The sequence below is a fragment of the bacterium genome (genome assembly GCA_021157605.1).
GTDB lineage: Bacteria > Patescibacteriota > UBA1384 > JAGGWG01 > JAGGWG01 > JAGGWG01.
On record JAGGWG010000011.1, the window covers coordinates 1 to 15398 of the forward strand.

Annotated in this window: 17 protein-coding genes and 3 tRNA genes; 3 read left to right on the plus strand and 17 right to left on the minus strand. The window is 36.5% G+C overall.

Annotated elements, in window-relative coordinates; translation table 11 throughout:
• Positions 1 to 38: 38 nt before the first annotated feature.
• From J7K05_01460 to J7K05_01485, 6 genes are all read right to left on the minus strand, one after another.
• Complete coding sequence (locus J7K05_01460) at positions 39 to 1115, minus strand: site-specific DNA-methyltransferase (protein MCD6194855.1); 1077 nt, start codon at positions 1113 to 1115, stop codon at positions 39 to 41.
• A gap of 2 nt (positions 1116 to 1117) precedes the next feature.
• Positions 1118 to 1321, minus strand: coding sequence for a helix-turn-helix transcriptional regulator (locus J7K05_01465; protein ID MCD6194856.1), 204 nt, complete (start codon positions 1319 to 1321; stop codon positions 1118 to 1120).
• Between the two features lie 79 nt (positions 1322 to 1400).
• Positions 1401 to 1488: transfer RNA gene (locus tag J7K05_01470), tRNA-Ser, on the minus strand.
• A 255-nt stretch (positions 1489 to 1743) separates the two neighbouring features.
• Positions 1744 to 3123, minus strand: a complete 1380-nt coding sequence (locus J7K05_01475) for a C39 family peptidase (GenBank protein MCD6194857.1) — start codon at positions 3121 to 3123, stop codon at positions 1744 to 1746.
• A 93-nt stretch (positions 3124 to 3216) separates the two neighbouring features.
• Positions 3217 to 3288, minus strand: a tRNA-Ile gene (locus J7K05_01480).
• Between the two features lie 9 nt (positions 3289 to 3297).
• Positions 3298 to 3552, minus strand: a complete 255-nt coding sequence (locus J7K05_01485) for a hypothetical protein (GenBank protein ID MCD6194858.1) — start codon at positions 3550 to 3552, stop codon at positions 3298 to 3300.
• Between the two features lie 101 nt (positions 3553 to 3653).
• Between J7K05_01485 and J7K05_01490 the strand changes: the two genes are divergently transcribed.
• Entirely contained in the window at positions 3654 to 4160 is a 507-nt protein-coding gene (locus tag J7K05_01490) for a PH domain-containing protein (GenBank protein ID MCD6194859.1), read from the plus strand.
• A gap of 194 nt (positions 4161 to 4354) precedes the next feature.
• Here J7K05_01490 and J7K05_01495 read toward each other — a convergent pair.
• Positions 4355 to 4429 (minus strand) — tRNA-His (locus J7K05_01495).
• A gap of 87 nt (positions 4430 to 4516) precedes the next feature.
• Here J7K05_01495 and J7K05_01500 point away from each other — a divergent pair.
• On the plus strand, positions 4517 to 5416 hold the full coding sequence (locus J7K05_01500) for a hypothetical protein (protein MCD6194860.1): 900 nt from the start codon (positions 4517 to 4519) through the stop codon (positions 5414 to 5416).
• Positions 5417 to 5506: 90 nt separating this feature from the next.
• Entirely contained in the window at positions 5507 to 5752 is a 246-nt protein-coding gene (locus tag J7K05_01505) for an RNA-binding protein (protein MCD6194861.1), read from the plus strand.
• 24 nt (positions 5753 to 5776) lie between these two features.
• On the opposite strand, the gene J7K05_01510 is transcribed toward J7K05_01505, so the two are convergent.
• From J7K05_01510 to J7K05_01555, 10 genes are read right to left on the minus strand one after another with little or no spacing between them, the layout of a single operon-like run.
• Complete coding sequence (locus J7K05_01510; protein MCD6194862.1) at positions 5777 to 6493, minus strand: glycosyltransferase family 2 protein; 717 nt, start codon at positions 6491 to 6493, stop codon at positions 5777 to 5779.
• A gap of 28 nt (positions 6494 to 6521) precedes the next feature.
• Positions 6522 to 8363, minus strand: a complete 1842-nt coding sequence (locus J7K05_01515) for a glycosyltransferase family 39 protein (GenBank protein MCD6194863.1) — start codon at positions 8361 to 8363, stop codon at positions 6522 to 6524.
• A 3-nt stretch (positions 8364 to 8366) separates the two neighbouring features.
• Positions 8367 to 8813 carry a GtrA family protein gene (locus J7K05_01520; protein MCD6194864.1) on the minus strand — a complete coding sequence of 149 codons (447 nt, stop codon included), beginning with the start codon at positions 8811 to 8813 and terminating at the stop codon, positions 8367 to 8369.
• A 2-nt stretch (positions 8814 to 8815) separates the two neighbouring features.
• Positions 8816 to 10423: a glycosyltransferase family 2 protein gene (locus J7K05_01525; protein MCD6194865.1), complete on the minus strand. Its 1608-nt coding sequence runs from the start codon at positions 10421 to 10423 to the stop codon at positions 8816 to 8818.
• Positions 10423 to 10722 carry a hypothetical protein gene (locus J7K05_01530; protein MCD6194866.1) on the minus strand — a complete coding sequence of 100 codons (300 nt, stop codon included), beginning with the start codon at positions 10720 to 10722 and terminating at the stop codon, positions 10423 to 10425. Before J7K05_01530 ends, J7K05_01525 begins: the two co-directional genes overlap by 1 nt.
• Positions 10723 to 10755: 33 nt before the next feature.
• The gene (locus J7K05_01535) at positions 10756 to 11688 is read right to left on the minus strand and encodes an FAD-dependent oxidoreductase (GenBank protein MCD6194867.1); all 933 of its coding nucleotides are present in this window, start codon (positions 11686 to 11688) and stop codon (positions 10756 to 10758) included.
• Positions 11688 to 12182 (minus strand): ribonuclease H-like YkuK family protein, encoded by a 495-nt coding sequence (locus J7K05_01540; protein ID MCD6194868.1) that lies wholly within the window; start codon positions 12180 to 12182, stop codon positions 11688 to 11690. Before J7K05_01540 ends, J7K05_01535 begins: the two co-directional genes overlap by 1 nt.
• Positions 12183 to 12195: 13 nt before the next feature.
• The gene (locus J7K05_01545; protein ID MCD6194869.1) at positions 12196 to 13179 is read right to left on the minus strand and encodes a peptidylprolyl isomerase; all 984 of its coding nucleotides are present in this window, start codon (positions 13177 to 13179) and stop codon (positions 12196 to 12198) included.
• A 15-nt stretch (positions 13180 to 13194) separates the two neighbouring features.
• Complete coding sequence (locus J7K05_01550; GenBank protein MCD6194870.1) at positions 13195 to 14004, minus strand: hypothetical protein; 810 nt, start codon at positions 14002 to 14004, stop codon at positions 13195 to 13197.
• A complete protein-coding gene (locus J7K05_01555) occupies positions 13991 to 15379 on the minus strand; it encodes an LCP family protein (protein ID MCD6194871.1) in 1389 nt (462 codons plus the stop codon). Before J7K05_01555 ends, J7K05_01550 begins: the two co-directional genes overlap by 14 nt.
• Positions 15380 to 15398: the final 19 nt, after the last annotated feature.

The window sequence follows — 15398 nt, forward strand, 5'->3', positions numbered from 1 at the left end:
GAATCTGGTTTTGGTTGTTTGCTCATACACTAATATAATTATGATAAATATTTTTTAATATAATTATTTCTTATTTCATCAATAAGCACCAAATCGGCTTTCTTATCTTTTGCATACCAATAAGTCCAACCATTATTTGAAACCTTACCAAGAATCTCTGCACTTATTTTATGGATTGAACCCACTTTATCATTCCATTTTAAAGTTGCATCTGCCAAAACTTTTGCTTTATGTTTTTTGTCTTTTGAATATAAATAATCGCCAATCTTTATATATCCTGCTTCAATTAAATTGCCAAAAGGAACTTTGGGTTTCTTTTCCTCAATTGGATATGTTAATAATTCATCACCAAGCGGTTTAACCTTTTTGATTCTTTCATTGGCAATCTTGATATAAAAATCTTCTTTTTCTATACCAATAAAATTCCGTTTTAGTTTTTTTGCGACAGCCCCAGTTGTCCCGCTTCCCATAAAAGGATCTAAAACCACATCACCAACATTTGAAGTTGATAAAATAATTCTAAAAAGCAAAGCTTCTGGCTTTTGTGTAGAATGGGCTTTTTCACCATTTATCTTTATCCTTTCGCCACCATTGCAAATAGGAATATACCAATCGCTACGCATTTGCTTATCGTCATTAAAAGCTTTCATTGATTTGTAATGAAAAGTAAATTTAGATTTTTGATCTTTGCTAGCCCAAATCAATGTTTCTTGAGCATTATTAAAACGCGTGCCTCTAAAATTCGGCATTGGATTAGTCTTAATCCAAACGATATCATTTAATATCCAAAACCCTAAATCTTGCATAATTTTACCAACCCGGAAAATATTATGATAACTACCTATAACCCATATCGTGCCATTTTTCTTTAAAACTCTTTTACATTCTTTAAGCCAATCGTGAGTAAATTTGTCGTATTCTTCAAAAGAAGCAAACTGGTCCCACTTATCATTTACAGCGTCAACTTTTGTTTGGTTTGGGCGGTAAAGTTCTCCTTGTAACTGGAGGTTATACGGAGGGTCGGCAAATATTAAATCAACAGAGTTAGCAGGAAGTTTTTTAAAAACTTCTATGCAATCGCCTTTGATTATCTTGTTTAAATATTTTTTGTCCATATTTACTTTATTAATTCCTCGATTGAAATATTCAACGCCTTTGCAATCTTCGCCACTACATATACCGAAGGTTTTTTAATAACACCTGTCTCAATCTTGGTTAAAGTCGTGTAAGGTACATCAGCTTTACGGGCAAGCTCGTCTTGAGATAAACCAAGACCAGTTCTTAACTTTTCAATCTTCCTCCCTAATTTATTGTCTATCATCTTCCATTATATAAAGATAAAAGATATTTAAAAAGAATATTGGTTAGCATACTATTTTTTATCTCCCTCAAAAAACACCTGGCGGAGGGGGTGGGAGTCGAACCCACAATCCCCTAAAGGGGAGCCGCTTTTCGAGAGCGGTGCCTTACCATTCAGCACACCCCTCCATTAAGCTGTTAATCTAGTTAAAGAGCAGGAAATTGACCTAGAGGAGTTAAATACGGCAGAGTCTAAAAGCTCACCTTACTCCCGCCGTTGGCGGGACAAGACACCGCCTTTGGCGGGACAAGCCTGCCTGACGGCAGTCAGGCACTCGGGACACCCCTCCAAAAACCAAACTTTTACCTTGTACTATTTTGGCAACATTAACCTTTAAACACAAGACACAAAAGGCTTGAGAAAAACCCGAGCCTTGAGAACAATCAAAAAGCTTGCCGCCTCACTTCTTCTACATCCTCAGGGGTCACGACCTCTGGCCAAGGAGGAACTGTGGATCTCTCTCTGACTCTTACTAACCGCAACCCCCTTCCTGTCTCTTTATCTCTGAAAATAACCTTACCTTCAATAATGCCATAGAAAGGATTCTTTTCTAGATAATACTCCACACCTACCTCTCTAGTCCCTTCAGGATAATTATCCAATACCTTATATACAGTAACTATGCCATCTCCAAAACCAAACCCTCTGTATCTCGGGTTATCTTGCTCTTCTAAAATTACATCTCTGACACTCACGCTCTCCCAACAATCTCTCTTTCCTATGCCTCCCTCCTCAACTAGGCCAATATTAAAAACATAAATCCGCTGGATAACTAGCAGGTGATTACCCACCTGATCCAAAACCCACAACTGAATCCCTATGGTTTCAGCCAAAAGGGGCAAACCAGGTCTTTCACCACAAAAATAACTATTCTCCAAATCCAAGAGAGGTTTTTGCATCTCTACTTCATAAAGAGAACGAGGCAAAACAACCTCTCCTGTCCAGATACGACTATCAGCAGACTCCACTTCAAGATTCAATTTTTGCTGCTGATCAGATAAGGGTAAAAACAGAGTTTTACCCTCGATTTCTGCCTCTGGATTTGCACATTGCAAGTTAAAATTAAACACTATCTGCCAACGTCCCCCCTGCCTTTTTTGTTCAACTACCTGCAAGGGCTCAAAGCCAATAACCATTGACCAGCCTTTAGCGGCCCTGTTGATGTCAACAAGAGGATAACGCACTTTATCTTGGGGATAATCAGGATCCTGACAAATTACCTCATCCCCCTCAATACCGCAGACAACTAAGAAGTGTCCGCCAGTATAGCCCTTATCATACCGCTGGGGTATTTTTCCATAGCTCAAACTAACAATCACAGGAGCAGACTTTTCTAGCTCCTGCAAAACTCTTTCCCATGAATAGCCAACCACCTCTATACCTTCAAATCCATAAAGCTGGGAAGCAATACGCGCCACTTCGCCACAGCTCGTATTCCTTCCGTGCCGCAAAAAGTAATCGTCATTAGCCCTTTCAGGCTCAAGCAAAGCATTGAATCTTTTTACATAGTCAAAACAAGGATCACGCTGCTGAAGATAAGCAGCACACATCTCCAGTGAACAAGGGCCACAAGTCATAGCCCCGCTGTACACTCCTATGTCAGCTCCATATTCCAAAAAATGAGGAACAGGTAGATCTATGGGATTTTCAGTGGAGAAAGAGTCTACCTCCGGCTTGTTTATTATATCTTTTGTCATCTTGCCCCAACAAGGCAAAAGCAAGAACAAAAAAACTACTAACACCGCGGTCCGTGAGAACTTCAACGATACCCCTCCTTTTCAAGGAGCGTCTATTTATATAAGACTGTTCTAAAAGAACTAATATTATAGATCCTCTTTTTCTTTTAAATTGAAATCTGCGCGCGGGAGGGTTCGAACCTCCGACCTCACCCTTATCAGGGGTGCGCTCTACCACTGAGCTACGCGCGCATTTTGAATTTACAAAACTATTGATTTAACCCAAAACACTACCACCAGCCACCCAATCAACAAAAAACCCAAAACAAACCAGATCCAGAGGTAAGAATGTGGAGAAGAAGACCTCTTCTCCTTCTTAGCCATAAAAGAATAACCACAATTCCAACAATTAATAGCATCTTCAGGATTAAGCTTGCCGCAGTGGGGACATTTTAAGGTGTAAAAAGAATACGGCTTTAAAGCTAATTTATCGGTTTTTTTGGCTAAAACAGCCATTAACCTTAAGATAACTAAATAGAGGCGCAGGGTCAAGAAAGAAAAAACTTTCCCCAACTAAAAACTTTGCCTTTAAATAGTTATATGACAAAATAAAACAAATGCCGCAAAGAGTCTTTAGCACCAACACTTCTCCTCTGCCTTTTTTGGAAGGAGAAAAGATTATCTTCTCTGCCAAACCTCATCCTTTATTCGCCCTTCTTCTTATTATTTTAATTCTTATTGCTGGAGGTATAACTTTGTTTTTGCTCTGGATCTCCCAGATATGGCTCTACACTGAAAATTTGCTTCCCGGTTGGGTTTTGTTTGTTTTTATAATAGGTGTTTTTTTATTTGTGTCTTTTCTTGTTTTTCTTTACTGGCTAAACACTAAATACATTTTAACCTCGCAAAGAGTACAGACAGAAACCGGAATTATTGCTAAAAAAACTATTGGCATTGCTTTAGATAATATCCAAAATCTTAAATCAGAAATCAGTTTTTGGGGCCGTATATTCAACTTTGGCACTATCACTATTGAACCAGCTGGGCTAGAAACAAAAATAGTTTTTGCCAATATTCCTAACCCTAAAAAAAGAATCTCAGAAATTAGAAAAGCAATCCCTTAAAACTCCGGCTTTGCTACAATTTATAGTTTCTATCACCTAAAAATTATATTCTAACATTCTTAAGAACATTAGAATACAGTCTTAGATAAATAAATCAAAAATACAACAATCTCAAAAAGCACCCACTTAACTTAACACCATCTGAGACCTAAAAATATTCTTTATTTTGAAAACTTTTACTTTTGTTTATTTTATGGGGTGACCGGCGGGACTTGAACCCGCAACCTCCAGGGCCACAACCTGGTGCTCTACCATTAAGCTACGGCCACCAGAAAAACTAAAAACTACTTCTTAAGATTATATCGACAGCACTGTTTTTTTGCAACTCTATATTTTTTATTGTTAAAATAAGAAAAATGAACAAACGACGTGTTTTGTTTTGGCTTTTTATTGGCTTATTACTTTTAATTGATGGTGCTCTTTTAATCTACCAGTTTAAAAAAGAAAAGCCAAAAGCAGATATTCAACCAACTCCTGCCTCTTCTCTTTCAAGAACCAATCTCTTTCCTACTCCTTTAAGTGCCATAAATGAAAACGCCCCGGAAATAAAATTTTCTCAGGAACAAACTATCTACAGCCTTGATAGCAATTACCACTATGACCATCCTGTTTTAATTCAAAGGACTAATGACTATCTTCTTTTCCTGGCTAGGGGAAAAAGTTCCCTACGTTTTAATGAAATAATATACCTTCGCTCTTTAGACCTAAAAAATTGGTCTAAAGCCGAAATAATCTGGTCAGATAAATACAAACATATTGCTGATATAGAGGGGCAAAAGACAAAAAAAGGTTTTTATCTCTTCTTTATTACAGAACAAAACCAAAAAACTTCTGCCCAATATCTTTATTCTGCTAAAGGCAGCAATTGGGAGCTCTTCAATTTGCCAAAAAGCGATACAGATTTAAGCCGCCTTTCTCTTTTTGAGGATAAAAATACTTTGCGCCTCTTGTCTTTATCAAAAGACCAAAAAATAATTCAGCAAACCTTTTCTCTGGATGGAAAAAAGTGGTCTAATTTTAAAGAAACTGTGAAACTTAATCTAAAAGTTGATGACATAGGCTGTTTGAAGATAGATTCCTACTACATTCTTTTTATGACTATTAACAACGAACTCTACTACACCCCTTCTTTAGATTTTTATTCCTTTAGTAAACCAACCAGTATTTTAAATTTAGCAACAAACAATTTTTTCCTTAATTCAATATCACTAGTTTACAAAAATGAAAAGGAGATTCTAATTAGATCTCTGCTTTAATTTGCTATTTTTTTTCTTTTGTTCTATAGTTATTTTATCTCTCGGGTCCGAGGGGATGAAAACTAATTTTTTATTTTTAGGAAAAGAGTTATGCGAATTTTTGTAGGCAACCTGCCCTGGGAAGCAACTGAAGAAGATCTGAAAAAGTTCTTTGAACCTATGGGTGAAGTAGCCGAAGCGGTTATTATCACTCGCAACGGCAGAAGCCGCGGTTTTGGCTTTGTAGAGATGCCCAATGAGGAAGAAGCCAAAAAAGCTATCAAAGAGCTTAATGAAAAAGAGCTCGGGGGCAGAAAAGTCGTTGTCAATGAGGCTCGACCCAGAAAAGAAGAATAAGTAGAGAACTAGATAAGGTATAGTTTAACGATACTTACCTGTTAAAAGGTTCCACTTTATTAGCAGTAGGTCTTTTAGGGTGCGTAAAGCTGCTTTTGCAGCTTTAAGTTTAGATTGAGAAGCATTACGCCAAATAACTGGTACTTCTTTGATTTTAAAGCCTGCTTTTTTAGCAATGGCTAATATTTCCATATCAAAACTCCAGCGCATAAAACGTTGCTTAGGAAAAACTACCTCTGCTGCTTTCTGGCTAAACATTTTAAAACCGCATTGAGTATCTTGAATACCGGGCAAAACCAAAAGCTGGATCAAGATATTGCCTGCTCTTGAAATAAAACGCCGAATAAATGGCTGTTTTTCTGTAATTTTGCTTCCTTGGATATAACGAGATCCAATAATTACTTCGTAATCTTTAATAAAAGGCCAAAATTCTTCTACTTCAGAAATAGGAGTAGAGTTATCTGCGTCCATAAACAAACGCCATTCGCCTTTAGCCTCTAACATACCCTGTTTAACTACAGCCCCTTTGCCCTGATTTATTTTGTTATCAATTAACCTCACATTTGGATGGGATTGGGTAAAGTCAGCCACAATTTTGGCTGTATTGTCACTAGACCCATCATTAACTACTAAAACCTCCCAGCTGAAATTTTGCTTTTTTAAATACTCCACCACTTCTTCAAGAGTAGGCGGCAAACGTTTTTCCTCATTGTAAGCAGGAATAACTACAGAAAGATAGATTGGCATAGTATTCTAAATTTAACAAAAATCAATGAACCTGCCAACTCTTTACCAACCCTTGACGCTCCGCCTCAGCTTGTTGGGGAGTAATCCTAATTTCCCCCAGAGGGCGGGGAGGATGCTTTTTTAAATCTTCAGTAGAGATATTAAAAACTAAAATTGAACCGCCAATAATTTTTTCCGGCTCAAAAGCCTCCAACCAATTATAGCCCCACTTCCCCTCTTTTATTCCGTACATTTTCGAGAACTGAAAATAAGTAGCAGAAATAGCAAACCAGCCAGTAGCTGGACCCTGATCTGAATGCCAAGAGATTATTTTTTCTTCAGGAATATAATAAGAAGGAACAGTGCCGCCAAAATAATCAATTTTTATCTTTTTTATGTTGCGTTCCTGGATAAACTTAGCCAAACGCTTACAATCCTGCCCCCAGTCAAGATTAGAATCAACCAAAAAATCATGCTTTTCCTTGCCAAAAGTGATTTCATTAAAGTAAGCCAAATAATAAGGAAAAGAAAGCCAGCTGCTTAAAACATACCAAACAAAAAGAAAACCAACTAAAACCCTACTCAAAACAAGCGCCTCCTGCGAGAAAAATCTCTTATCTCCATTAATAATTGGGTAAATTGTATCAGCAATAAAAAGATAAACAAAAGGAAAAGTGGGAAGCAAATGGCGTATACCGATATTAAGAGAGCCTTTAAGAGTAACAGCCCAATAAGCCAAAAGGGGAATGAAAATATAAGTCAAGCGCCAATAATTCTCTTTTCTTAGTTTATAACGAAGAAGAAAGTAAAAGCCAAAAAGAAAAAGAATAGTCACAGGTAAAGGAATTTTTAAAAGCCAAGCTACTGGAAAATACCACTTAACCCCGTGATTGGAAAAATAACCTAAAATAAAGGTGTCATTTCCTCCGGCAGTACGACCAAAAACACAAAAAAGCCCCAATAAATAATGACCCACTGGACGAGTCAATTTAGAGTTTTCAAAAACATGAAGGAAATTTCTGATAGGCAAAGTGCGGGCATCATCAGGTTTGAGATTTTGCTCTATAACTTGGTGCTCTATTGCTGGAGGCATATTCCAAGTAAAAGGAAGATAAATCAACCAAACAACAACAAAACCTATTAGCAACATTACTAAATAACGACCAAATAAAAATAAAAAATTAGGCCAAGCCCGATGCTTCTTTCTTTCTAAACACACCTTAACCAAAAAAATGAGAAAAAGAATGGGAATAAGGAGAAAACAGGAAAACTTAAGTGTTTGGGCAACACCAAAAAGAACGCCAGCCAAAACTAAATTTTGCCAATTTTTCTTTTCTAGAAAATTAACCCAACCCCAAACAGCAATAGTGAAACCTAAAGTTGCGGCAATATCAGTGGTAACCAAATGACCGTGAGCCAATACCGTAGGCGCAAAGCTGTATAAAAAAAGAATTAAAAGCGCCACCTTTCTTCCATATAAAGATTTAACCCAGAAAAAAAGCACTAAACCCAAAACCACAGTCAATAACGCTATAGGTAAACGAGACCAAAAAAGCATCTGGTCAGCATCATTTCCCTGTTCGTAAAGAAAGTTCCAACCTGCTTCCCACTGATTAGCAGCTCCCCAACTCCAATCACCAAACGGGCCTTTAAGATTTTGAAAAAGTAAAGGTATACCAGATAAAACTTTAGCCAATGGAGGATGTTCAGGATTGAGACGATAATCTAATTTTTTCACATAAGAATAACCGGCAGGTATATGCGCCACCTCATCAGTTGTGCCCGAATCCCAACGTGCTTGAAGTAAAAGAAAAACAAACATTGCACCTAGCAAAACAAAAACCAAGAAAAAAGTAATTGCTTTTTTGAAATTTGCCCCTTGCATTTTTTACTTTTTATTTTTATAAGTCCACCACTTATTAGCGGAAAAGTTCCAAACAATAACCACAAAAGAAGCTAAAGCTAAAGAAAACAAACGCATCCAAAAACTATCTTCAGAAAAAAGATAAAGACGACAAGCTTTAAAAACGCCCATATTAAGCAAAAAACCAACACAACTTACCAACATAAATTTTATGTAATAAGCTGAGCCTTTGGCTGCTTTGCTCTTTGATTCTTCCATACCTTTAGTAAACTCCTCTCTAAAAGTCCATAAAGAATTCCAAACAAAACTATTAGTCGCTGAAATCCAAAAAGATAAACCCTTGGCTGCTACTTCAAAAACAGCAAAAAAAGGAATCAAACGCAAAAGAAAAAAACTAACCCAATCCACTAATGTGTTTAAGACTCCGATAACAGCAAATTTAAGAAATTGAGAAAAAGTTTTTTTGTCCATAATCAGTTTTTAGCTAATTCCTTTGGAGTTACCCAAAAGCCTAGGTATTTCCCCAACATTAACCGCGTTTGGGCACTAATAGCTGGGAAAGAGCCAAAAAAGATAGCGGTAATCGGGACAAATACCCAGCTAACAAAAACTCCCAACGTTTTTATTTTACCATAATTTTTAGGACGAGGAGGTAAGAGAAGTACAGAGACAAAACCTGAAATTATAAGACCTATCCATGTTAAGGCAAGCAGCCTTTGAGCCAAAAAAGGAAGGTAATAAGAAAGAACTGAAGTTTGAAAATAAGGATTAAGCAGAAACGGCCACCAACCACCCAAAGCAATTAACAAAGAAGTTGAAGCCCAAGAAACATGGCTTTCCAGAAGCCGAAAAACCAAACTCCACTTAGACCAAAAATTAATCTCTTTGTGCTTTAAACACTTTTTCACTAAATAAGGAAAATGCTCTACTCCCCAAGCCCAACGACGCTTTTGCAAATACTGATTCTTTAATGTCTGCCAAATAGAAGGGGCATAAATAGCATCCATATAAACAGGTATAAATATAGGAATACAACTGTGCCTCCCCTGATAACGGAAAAAAACGCGGTAATAAGTGCGTGAGTCTTCAGAAACAATTTTTGTGTCCCAAAAATCAATATCTACCAAAGTTTTAAAACTTAATGATTGCGAAGAGAAATTGATCAGACGATAAGGACGTGTTGATTCAATCAACTGCCAAAAAGAGGAACCAAAAGCCACCAGTCTCACCAATGGCGGCACCTGCCAAATATTATTGCTATATAAAGGTATGGGTTGGAAGCTATGATAGATTCTATCAGCATGAAGCAGGTATTTATAAGTCAGGGCAGAAAAAAATGAATGAGCTGGACGGGTATCAGCATCAAAAATAGAAACAACAACTTTTTCATACTCTATCCCCTGTCTATCAATAAACTCTTTTAGTCTTTTGCCTGCCCAAGTAGCATTAGCTCCTTTGGCTTTTAGTTCTCCGACAATATTATCAGGGTGAACAGTTATTAAAAATTTATAAAAAACATCCTTAAACTCAGCTTTAAGACGCCGGGCAATTTGTTGCCCCTCTTTTCCAGACCGAGCCTCAGTAGCTAAAACTAAAATAATTCTCTTATTAGGAAAATCAGAATCAGCGACCGCAGAAATTGATTTGTAAAGCACTTCAAAAGGTTCTTTATAAGTTGTATAAATTACAGCGTGAAAAACTTCTGAAGGAGAAATAACCCTTTGGGGATGCCTGAGTAAATCCTTAAGGACTAAAATCTCCTCACTAATCCGCCGCCTTTCCAAAAGTGAAGAGTTTTTAGCTTTTTGTTTTAACCGCAAAAGTAGTTGCTGAGGGTTTTTAAGATAACGCAATCTTTCAGACCAGTTAATACTTTCTTCATACTTTAGGTGCCAGTAAGCGGATAATAAATAAACACCCATTACAAGAGCACGGTTAAGCCAATAAAAATCAAAAAGAATAATAAAAATTGCCACACCCTCAGGACAAAACAAAGAAAGAACAATAGGAAAAAATAAAACTAAGTAGCTCAAGCTGGCAGGTAAAATCTCCAAAAAACGTTCAAAACCTTTCTTTTTCATTAGGCTACAATTACATAATAGCTCAAAATAACTATCTCTAAGAGAGAGATAATAAAGTTAAAAAACAAAAGAAAAAATCTTAAAAAATAGTTTCTGCCAAAAATAAAAAAAGCCAAACTCAAATTCAAAATCAAAAACAAAAATAAAGCTACAGGGAAAAACCAAACATCGCTAATACCTAAATTGTTAAACACCGCTAGCCCTTCATTGGCTACAGCCCTATACCAAAGCAAAAAAACTACAAATTGAAGCGCTAACTGGAGAACTATCTGAAGTTTTTCAGTAAAAGTAATCTTCATCTTCCCTTATGATAAGAAAAAGCAGTTTTAAAGTCAAAAAGAAGCAAAAGAGCTTCGATAAAAAGAGTCAACAGCGATTGCCCCTTCACTGGCGCTAATTAAAAGCTGTTGGAAATAGTTAGAGCCAGTAGTAATATCACCAGCAGCATATATCTTAGGATGAGAAGTTTGTTGGTTGTCTTTCACCTTAATATAACCCCTTTGATCTAAATCTAAACCTAATTTTTTAGCCAGCCTATTATTAGGTATTGAGCCAATCTCCACAAAAACACCATCAACCTTAAGTTCTTTTGACCCAGAATATGGGTGAACTAAAGAAACTTTCTCTAACCTTTCTCCACCTTTGAAAGCTTTAACAGCGTTTGCCAATACTATATCTACATTTCTTTTTTGCTTAATTCTTTTTTGCCAGATAGGAGTAGCTCGCAGTTTGTCAGCTGCCTCAAGCAAATAGATTTTTTTGGCAATATCGCTCAACATCAAGGCCGCAGTAACTCCAGCATTGCCTCCACCAACCACTAAAACTTTTTTGTCCTTATAAAAATAACCATCACAGGCAGCGCAAAAATGAACACCTTTGCCTAAAAATTCTTTCTCTCCTTCAACATTGAGCTTTCTCCGCTTGGTCCCCAAAGCTAAAATCAAAAACTCTGCTTTTATTTTCTTTTGAGAGCTAAGAATAAGTTTAAATTCATTTTTTTCTTCCTTTATCTCTTTTACCTTTTCCTGATAAAAATCAGGATGATAAGAAAGAACCTGCTTTTTAACTCTCTGCATCAATTCAGCCCCAGAAATCTGTTCAAAGCCAGGATAGTTTTCAACCAAAATAGCATCTAAACCTTTACCACCCGGCACTGCACCAATAAGAGCATAACTAAGACCATAACGAGAAGCATAAAGAGAGGCGGTCAACCCCGCCATACCAGCACCAATAATAGCTAAAGGATATTTTTTCATTATGCTCATTAATGGCAAAATTTATCAGCAACTATCGAAGCCCCAAAAGATTCCGGTTTTATCTTGGCTTTGAAACCATTTTGGGTTACATAACCTACCAGCTCTTTTATCATATCTTTAGTTTCACCGTGAGTGCCAACATCAACATGGATCTCTAAATTTTTTAAAATTGAAGAGTCAAAAAGATGTTTTTGTCCTAGAGCATTAATCACTTTTTGGGCTAAAAGAAGAGAAAAATTAACCTCTTGCCAAATGCGATGACGTAAAGTATGGATATTTCTTAAATAATGCTTTTGCCAATAAAATTTACCACCTTTGCCTATACGATGAACAGCCAAAATACTAACAAAAACAACTCTACCGTTTTTTTGGTTCTTAGAGTCAGTACCCACAATTAAGCGAAAACTATCTTTTTTATGTTCAGACAAAAAAGAAAATATCTCGCCTAAAACCTTGGGGAAAGTCAATTCACCAAGAGTAGGGCTCTGAAAGTTATTCTTCATAAGAGTTAGTTATTTAAATAAATCGCAAGACAAAAGACTGCTCAATCTGATCTTGAAGCCAATCATCAAACTCTCTGTCTTCGGTGCCGCGAAAATCCAAAACCTTAACCACCTGCCATCCTCTATTAGTATGGAACACTAAAACAGAGTTTTCTTTAGCAGACCAAACTTTTTTCTTAAAATCCTCGAGCTGTTTTTTATCTGCAGTCTTATCCTTGGCAATAACTCTGACTAGTTCATCCGGAGCAAAATAACCCAAATCTCCTCCTTTGGTTTTTGTCTCCTTATCAGTAGAGTTCTTTTTAGCTAGTTCTGAAAAATCAGCACCTTTTTTAGCCTGAGAAGCAATCTCTTTGGCTTTATTTTCTTCTGAAAGCAGTATATGAGCTAAATGAACTTTTTTTCGCAAGTTATCCTCGTAGTAATTAATAAGCTTTTCCTGTTTTAGGGAAAACCGCACTAAATTTTTTATTTCAGTCGGCGTAAAACCATAAAACTGCCACAGAATTTCTTCAAAACTTTTTTGTCCTCCATTTTCTTCGTAAAGTTGATTCAATGCTTTATCCAATTCTTCTTGCCCAACCCGAAGATTATAAACTACTGCCAATTTCTCAACCACCTTTTCCCTAATCAAAAGATCCAGAGTTCTCTGTTCCAAATCTTTATCATCAGGAAGCTGACTGCCTGTTTGACGGAAAAATTGAACAATATGTGTTTTTTGCTGAAAAAGCTTTGAAAAGGTAATTGGTTCTACATTGACCCAAGCTGCAGGATAAGGAATAACAGCTGTTGTTTTTTTAACCCAGATAGAGCGCCAATTTAAAGCATATAAACCTATGCCAACAACAACCAGATAAATTAAAAAGAGACTCCATAAAGTAGTCAGGGCTATTAAAATTGTAAAAAAACCTTTTTTAGAAAGCTGTATCTTGACTTTGGGTTCTGCTAATAAAGACGAACTGCTTTCCTTCTTTGGCAAAGCGGATTTTTCTTCCATTATTTATAAATTAGTTTAGAAACCAGTTAATGTAAAGGGTCTAAAAAACAGAAAAACTATTCCCCCCAACAATAAAATTAAAGTTGTTAAGCGAATAATATCTTTTTGGCGAATAAATTGATAGCGGAAAAAGATATTGAGGTTCTCCAGAAAAAAGTAAAGTAGCAAAACAAACAAAAGACTACCGCCTATAGGAGACATTTTATAAAAACCCCAAAGTAGTAAAAATTCAGCCAAAACTAAGTCAAAAACAAAGCCATAAAAAATTATCTCCTGATAATGACGATTGCGGGCCCACAAACTAAAAATAACTAAATAAAAGCTAAAAACCAAAAGCGAAATAGAAAAAGCAAAATAACGCCAATTTTCAGAAAAATTAAGAAGATAAAAGAAAAAGTAGTAAAGGACTAAGAAAGAGAGAAAAGCAACCCAATAAATAACCATATCAAGCCAGTAATAAGTAACCGCCTCTCTTACATGGAAAGGCAAAGGAATTTTAAGCCGAGAAGCAAAAAAATAAAATCCAATCGCAGAAAATAAAATAACACCCACAGACCAAAAAGAAAGCGGAAAAATCATTGCATAGCCACTAGTAAGCACAACTAAGCTAAAAGGTAAGGAATATTTAGCTATTCTCCTCCGATAATTTTCTTTCTTTTCCAACCAAAAAAAGGAGGCAATAACAAATAAAACCAATACTACTACAAAAATAATTTTTAACAGCTCTGTCTGTGAATAAAGAGCTATTAACCCCAAAACAAAAAACAAAAAACTAACTACTGCTGCTTTGTGCCATCGTTTAAGAATAAAGTTAAATCTGAGCATTGAAGAAAGCGGAGTCGTCAAAATCTTGTCCTAAAGTTATCACAAAATCCGCTTCTTTGTCCATACCAGCAGAACAAGCAATAATCTTTGCCTGAAGAAATCTCTTTTTTAACAATTCTAAAGAGTAAGGTTTTTCCCCTGAAGAACAATCAAGAATCTTAGTTGTAGCCGTTAAACTTTTAGCTGTCCGATAAGACAAAACCTTATAACCTCTGGCTTTTAAGAAATTAGCTACTTTAAAAGCTAAACCATTAACTCCGGCTCCATTTTCAATAACAATCTCTGCCTGCTCTTTTTCCAAAAACGGTTCAATAAAAATAGAGTGGGCTAAGGCTCTAATCCCCTCCCAACTTGGATCTCTGGGCTTTAAAACATAAGCACCATTAACCCTGTCAGCATAAAGCAAACCTTGAGGTGAAGAATCTAAAACCTTGGTAGCAATTTCATCTTCACCAAGATCTTTTATTAATTCAAAAGTTTTCACTATTTCCTCAGCTGTAAGATCAGTATGAACATTACTGGCAAGACTATTAAGCAATTGCGCTACTTTAGCGGGGTTACTCCACAAACCCAAGGAAGTCATTTTGTCTTTTAAAGCTAAAATAATCTTTTGCTGGCGGCGAGCCCGGTCAAAATCCGAAGTTGTATAACGAGAACGAGCATACTGCAAAGCCTCCTCGCCATTAAAATGATGCCAGCCTTTTTTAACTTGGTAAACCATATTTCCCCCTTTCCCATCAGGAAAATAAGGATCATAAATATCTTTTTCCACATACACATCCACACCACCAACTAAATCAATTGCCTGACGAAAACCTTCAAAATTTATATTCAAATAGTAATGAATAGGCAGATCCAGAATAAAGTTAACTGTTTTTTTGACCAGCTCTTCTCCACTCAATCCATCCTTCTCATTGCTTTTGCCAAGAGAATAAGCGGCATTAATCTTACTATATCCTCCTGTAGGCAAAGGCACATACAGATCTCTGGGGATTGAGAGCAAAGCACATTTTTTGTTGTAAGGATCAATGCTGGCGACAATAACTGTATCAGTGAGGTAGGTGCCCGGGTGATTGCCGCCAGCATAACCTAAAATCAAAAAATTAATCCGCCCGTCACCTTCACCCCGTAAGTGAGCAGGCTCAACTTGTTGTAAAAAACGGAAAAACGGCGCCTGCCATCCTTGGTTTTTGTGAAAAATGTCCTTAAAAGAATAAACAATCATCCCTGCACAAACTGCTATTACCACACCTATAAAAACCAAAGAAAAACGAAATATCTTTTGGCGGCGGGCTAATTTACGCCTAATTTTTGTGTCTTGTTTTTTCATTTCTTTTTCTTTGAGAAAAACCTCTTTTTTCTGACTTGAAGGCATAGATTTTATTATAGCAAAG

Bases quoted from the DNA above. Each gene is read 5' to 3' on its own strand.
- J7K05_01460 (MCD6194855.1), bottom strand. From the start codon at position 1,115: ATGGACAAAAAATATTTAAACAAGATAATCAAAGGCGATTGCATAGAA.
- J7K05_01465 (MCD6194856.1), bottom strand. From the start codon at position 1,321: ATGATAGACAATAAATTAGGGAGGAAGATTGAAAAGTTAAGAACTGGT.
- J7K05_01485 (MCD6194858.1), bottom strand. From the start codon at position 3,552: ATGGCTGTTTTAGCCAAAAAAACCGATAAATTAGCTTTAAAGCCGTAT.
- J7K05_01490 (MCD6194859.1), top strand. From the start codon at position 3,654: ATGCCGCAAAGAGTCTTTAGCACCAACACTTCTCCTCTGCCTTTTTTG.
- J7K05_01500 (MCD6194860.1), top strand. From the start codon at position 4,517: ATGAACAAACGACGTGTTTTGTTTTGGCTTTTTATTGGCTTATTACTT.
- J7K05_01505 (MCD6194861.1), top strand. From the start codon at position 5,507: ATGCGAATTTTTGTAGGCAACCTGCCCTGGGAAGCAACTGAAGAAGAT.
- J7K05_01515 (MCD6194863.1), bottom strand. From the start codon at position 8,363: ATGCAAGGGGCAAATTTCAAAAAAGCAATTACTTTTTTCTTGGTTTTT.
- J7K05_01520 (MCD6194864.1), bottom strand. From the start codon at position 8,813: ATGGACAAAAAAACTTTTTCTCAATTTCTTAAATTTGCTGTTATCGGA.
- J7K05_01525 (MCD6194865.1), bottom strand. From the start codon at position 10,423: ATGAAAAAGAAAGGTTTTGAACGTTTTTTGGAGATTTTACCTGCCAGC.
- J7K05_01530 (MCD6194866.1), bottom strand. From the start codon at position 10,722: ATGAAGATTACTTTTACTGAAAAACTTCAGATAGTTCTCCAGTTAGCG.
- J7K05_01535 (MCD6194867.1), bottom strand. From the start codon at position 11,688: ATGAGCATAATGAAAAAATATCCTTTAGCTATTATTGGTGCTGGTATG.
- J7K05_01540 (MCD6194868.1), bottom strand. From the start codon at position 12,182: ATGAAGAATAACTTTCAGAGCCCTACTCTTGGTGAATTGACTTTCCCC.
- J7K05_01545 (MCD6194869.1), bottom strand. From the start codon at position 13,179: ATGGAAGAAAAATCCGCTTTGCCAAAGAAGGAAAGCAGTTCGTCTTTA.
- J7K05_01550 (MCD6194870.1), bottom strand. From the start codon at position 14,004: ATGCTCAGATTTAACTTTATTCTTAAACGATGGCACAAAGCAGCAGTA.
- J7K05_01555 (MCD6194871.1), bottom strand. From the start codon at position 15,379: ATGCCTTCAAGTCAGAAAAAAGAGGTTTTTCTCAAAGAAAAAGAAATG.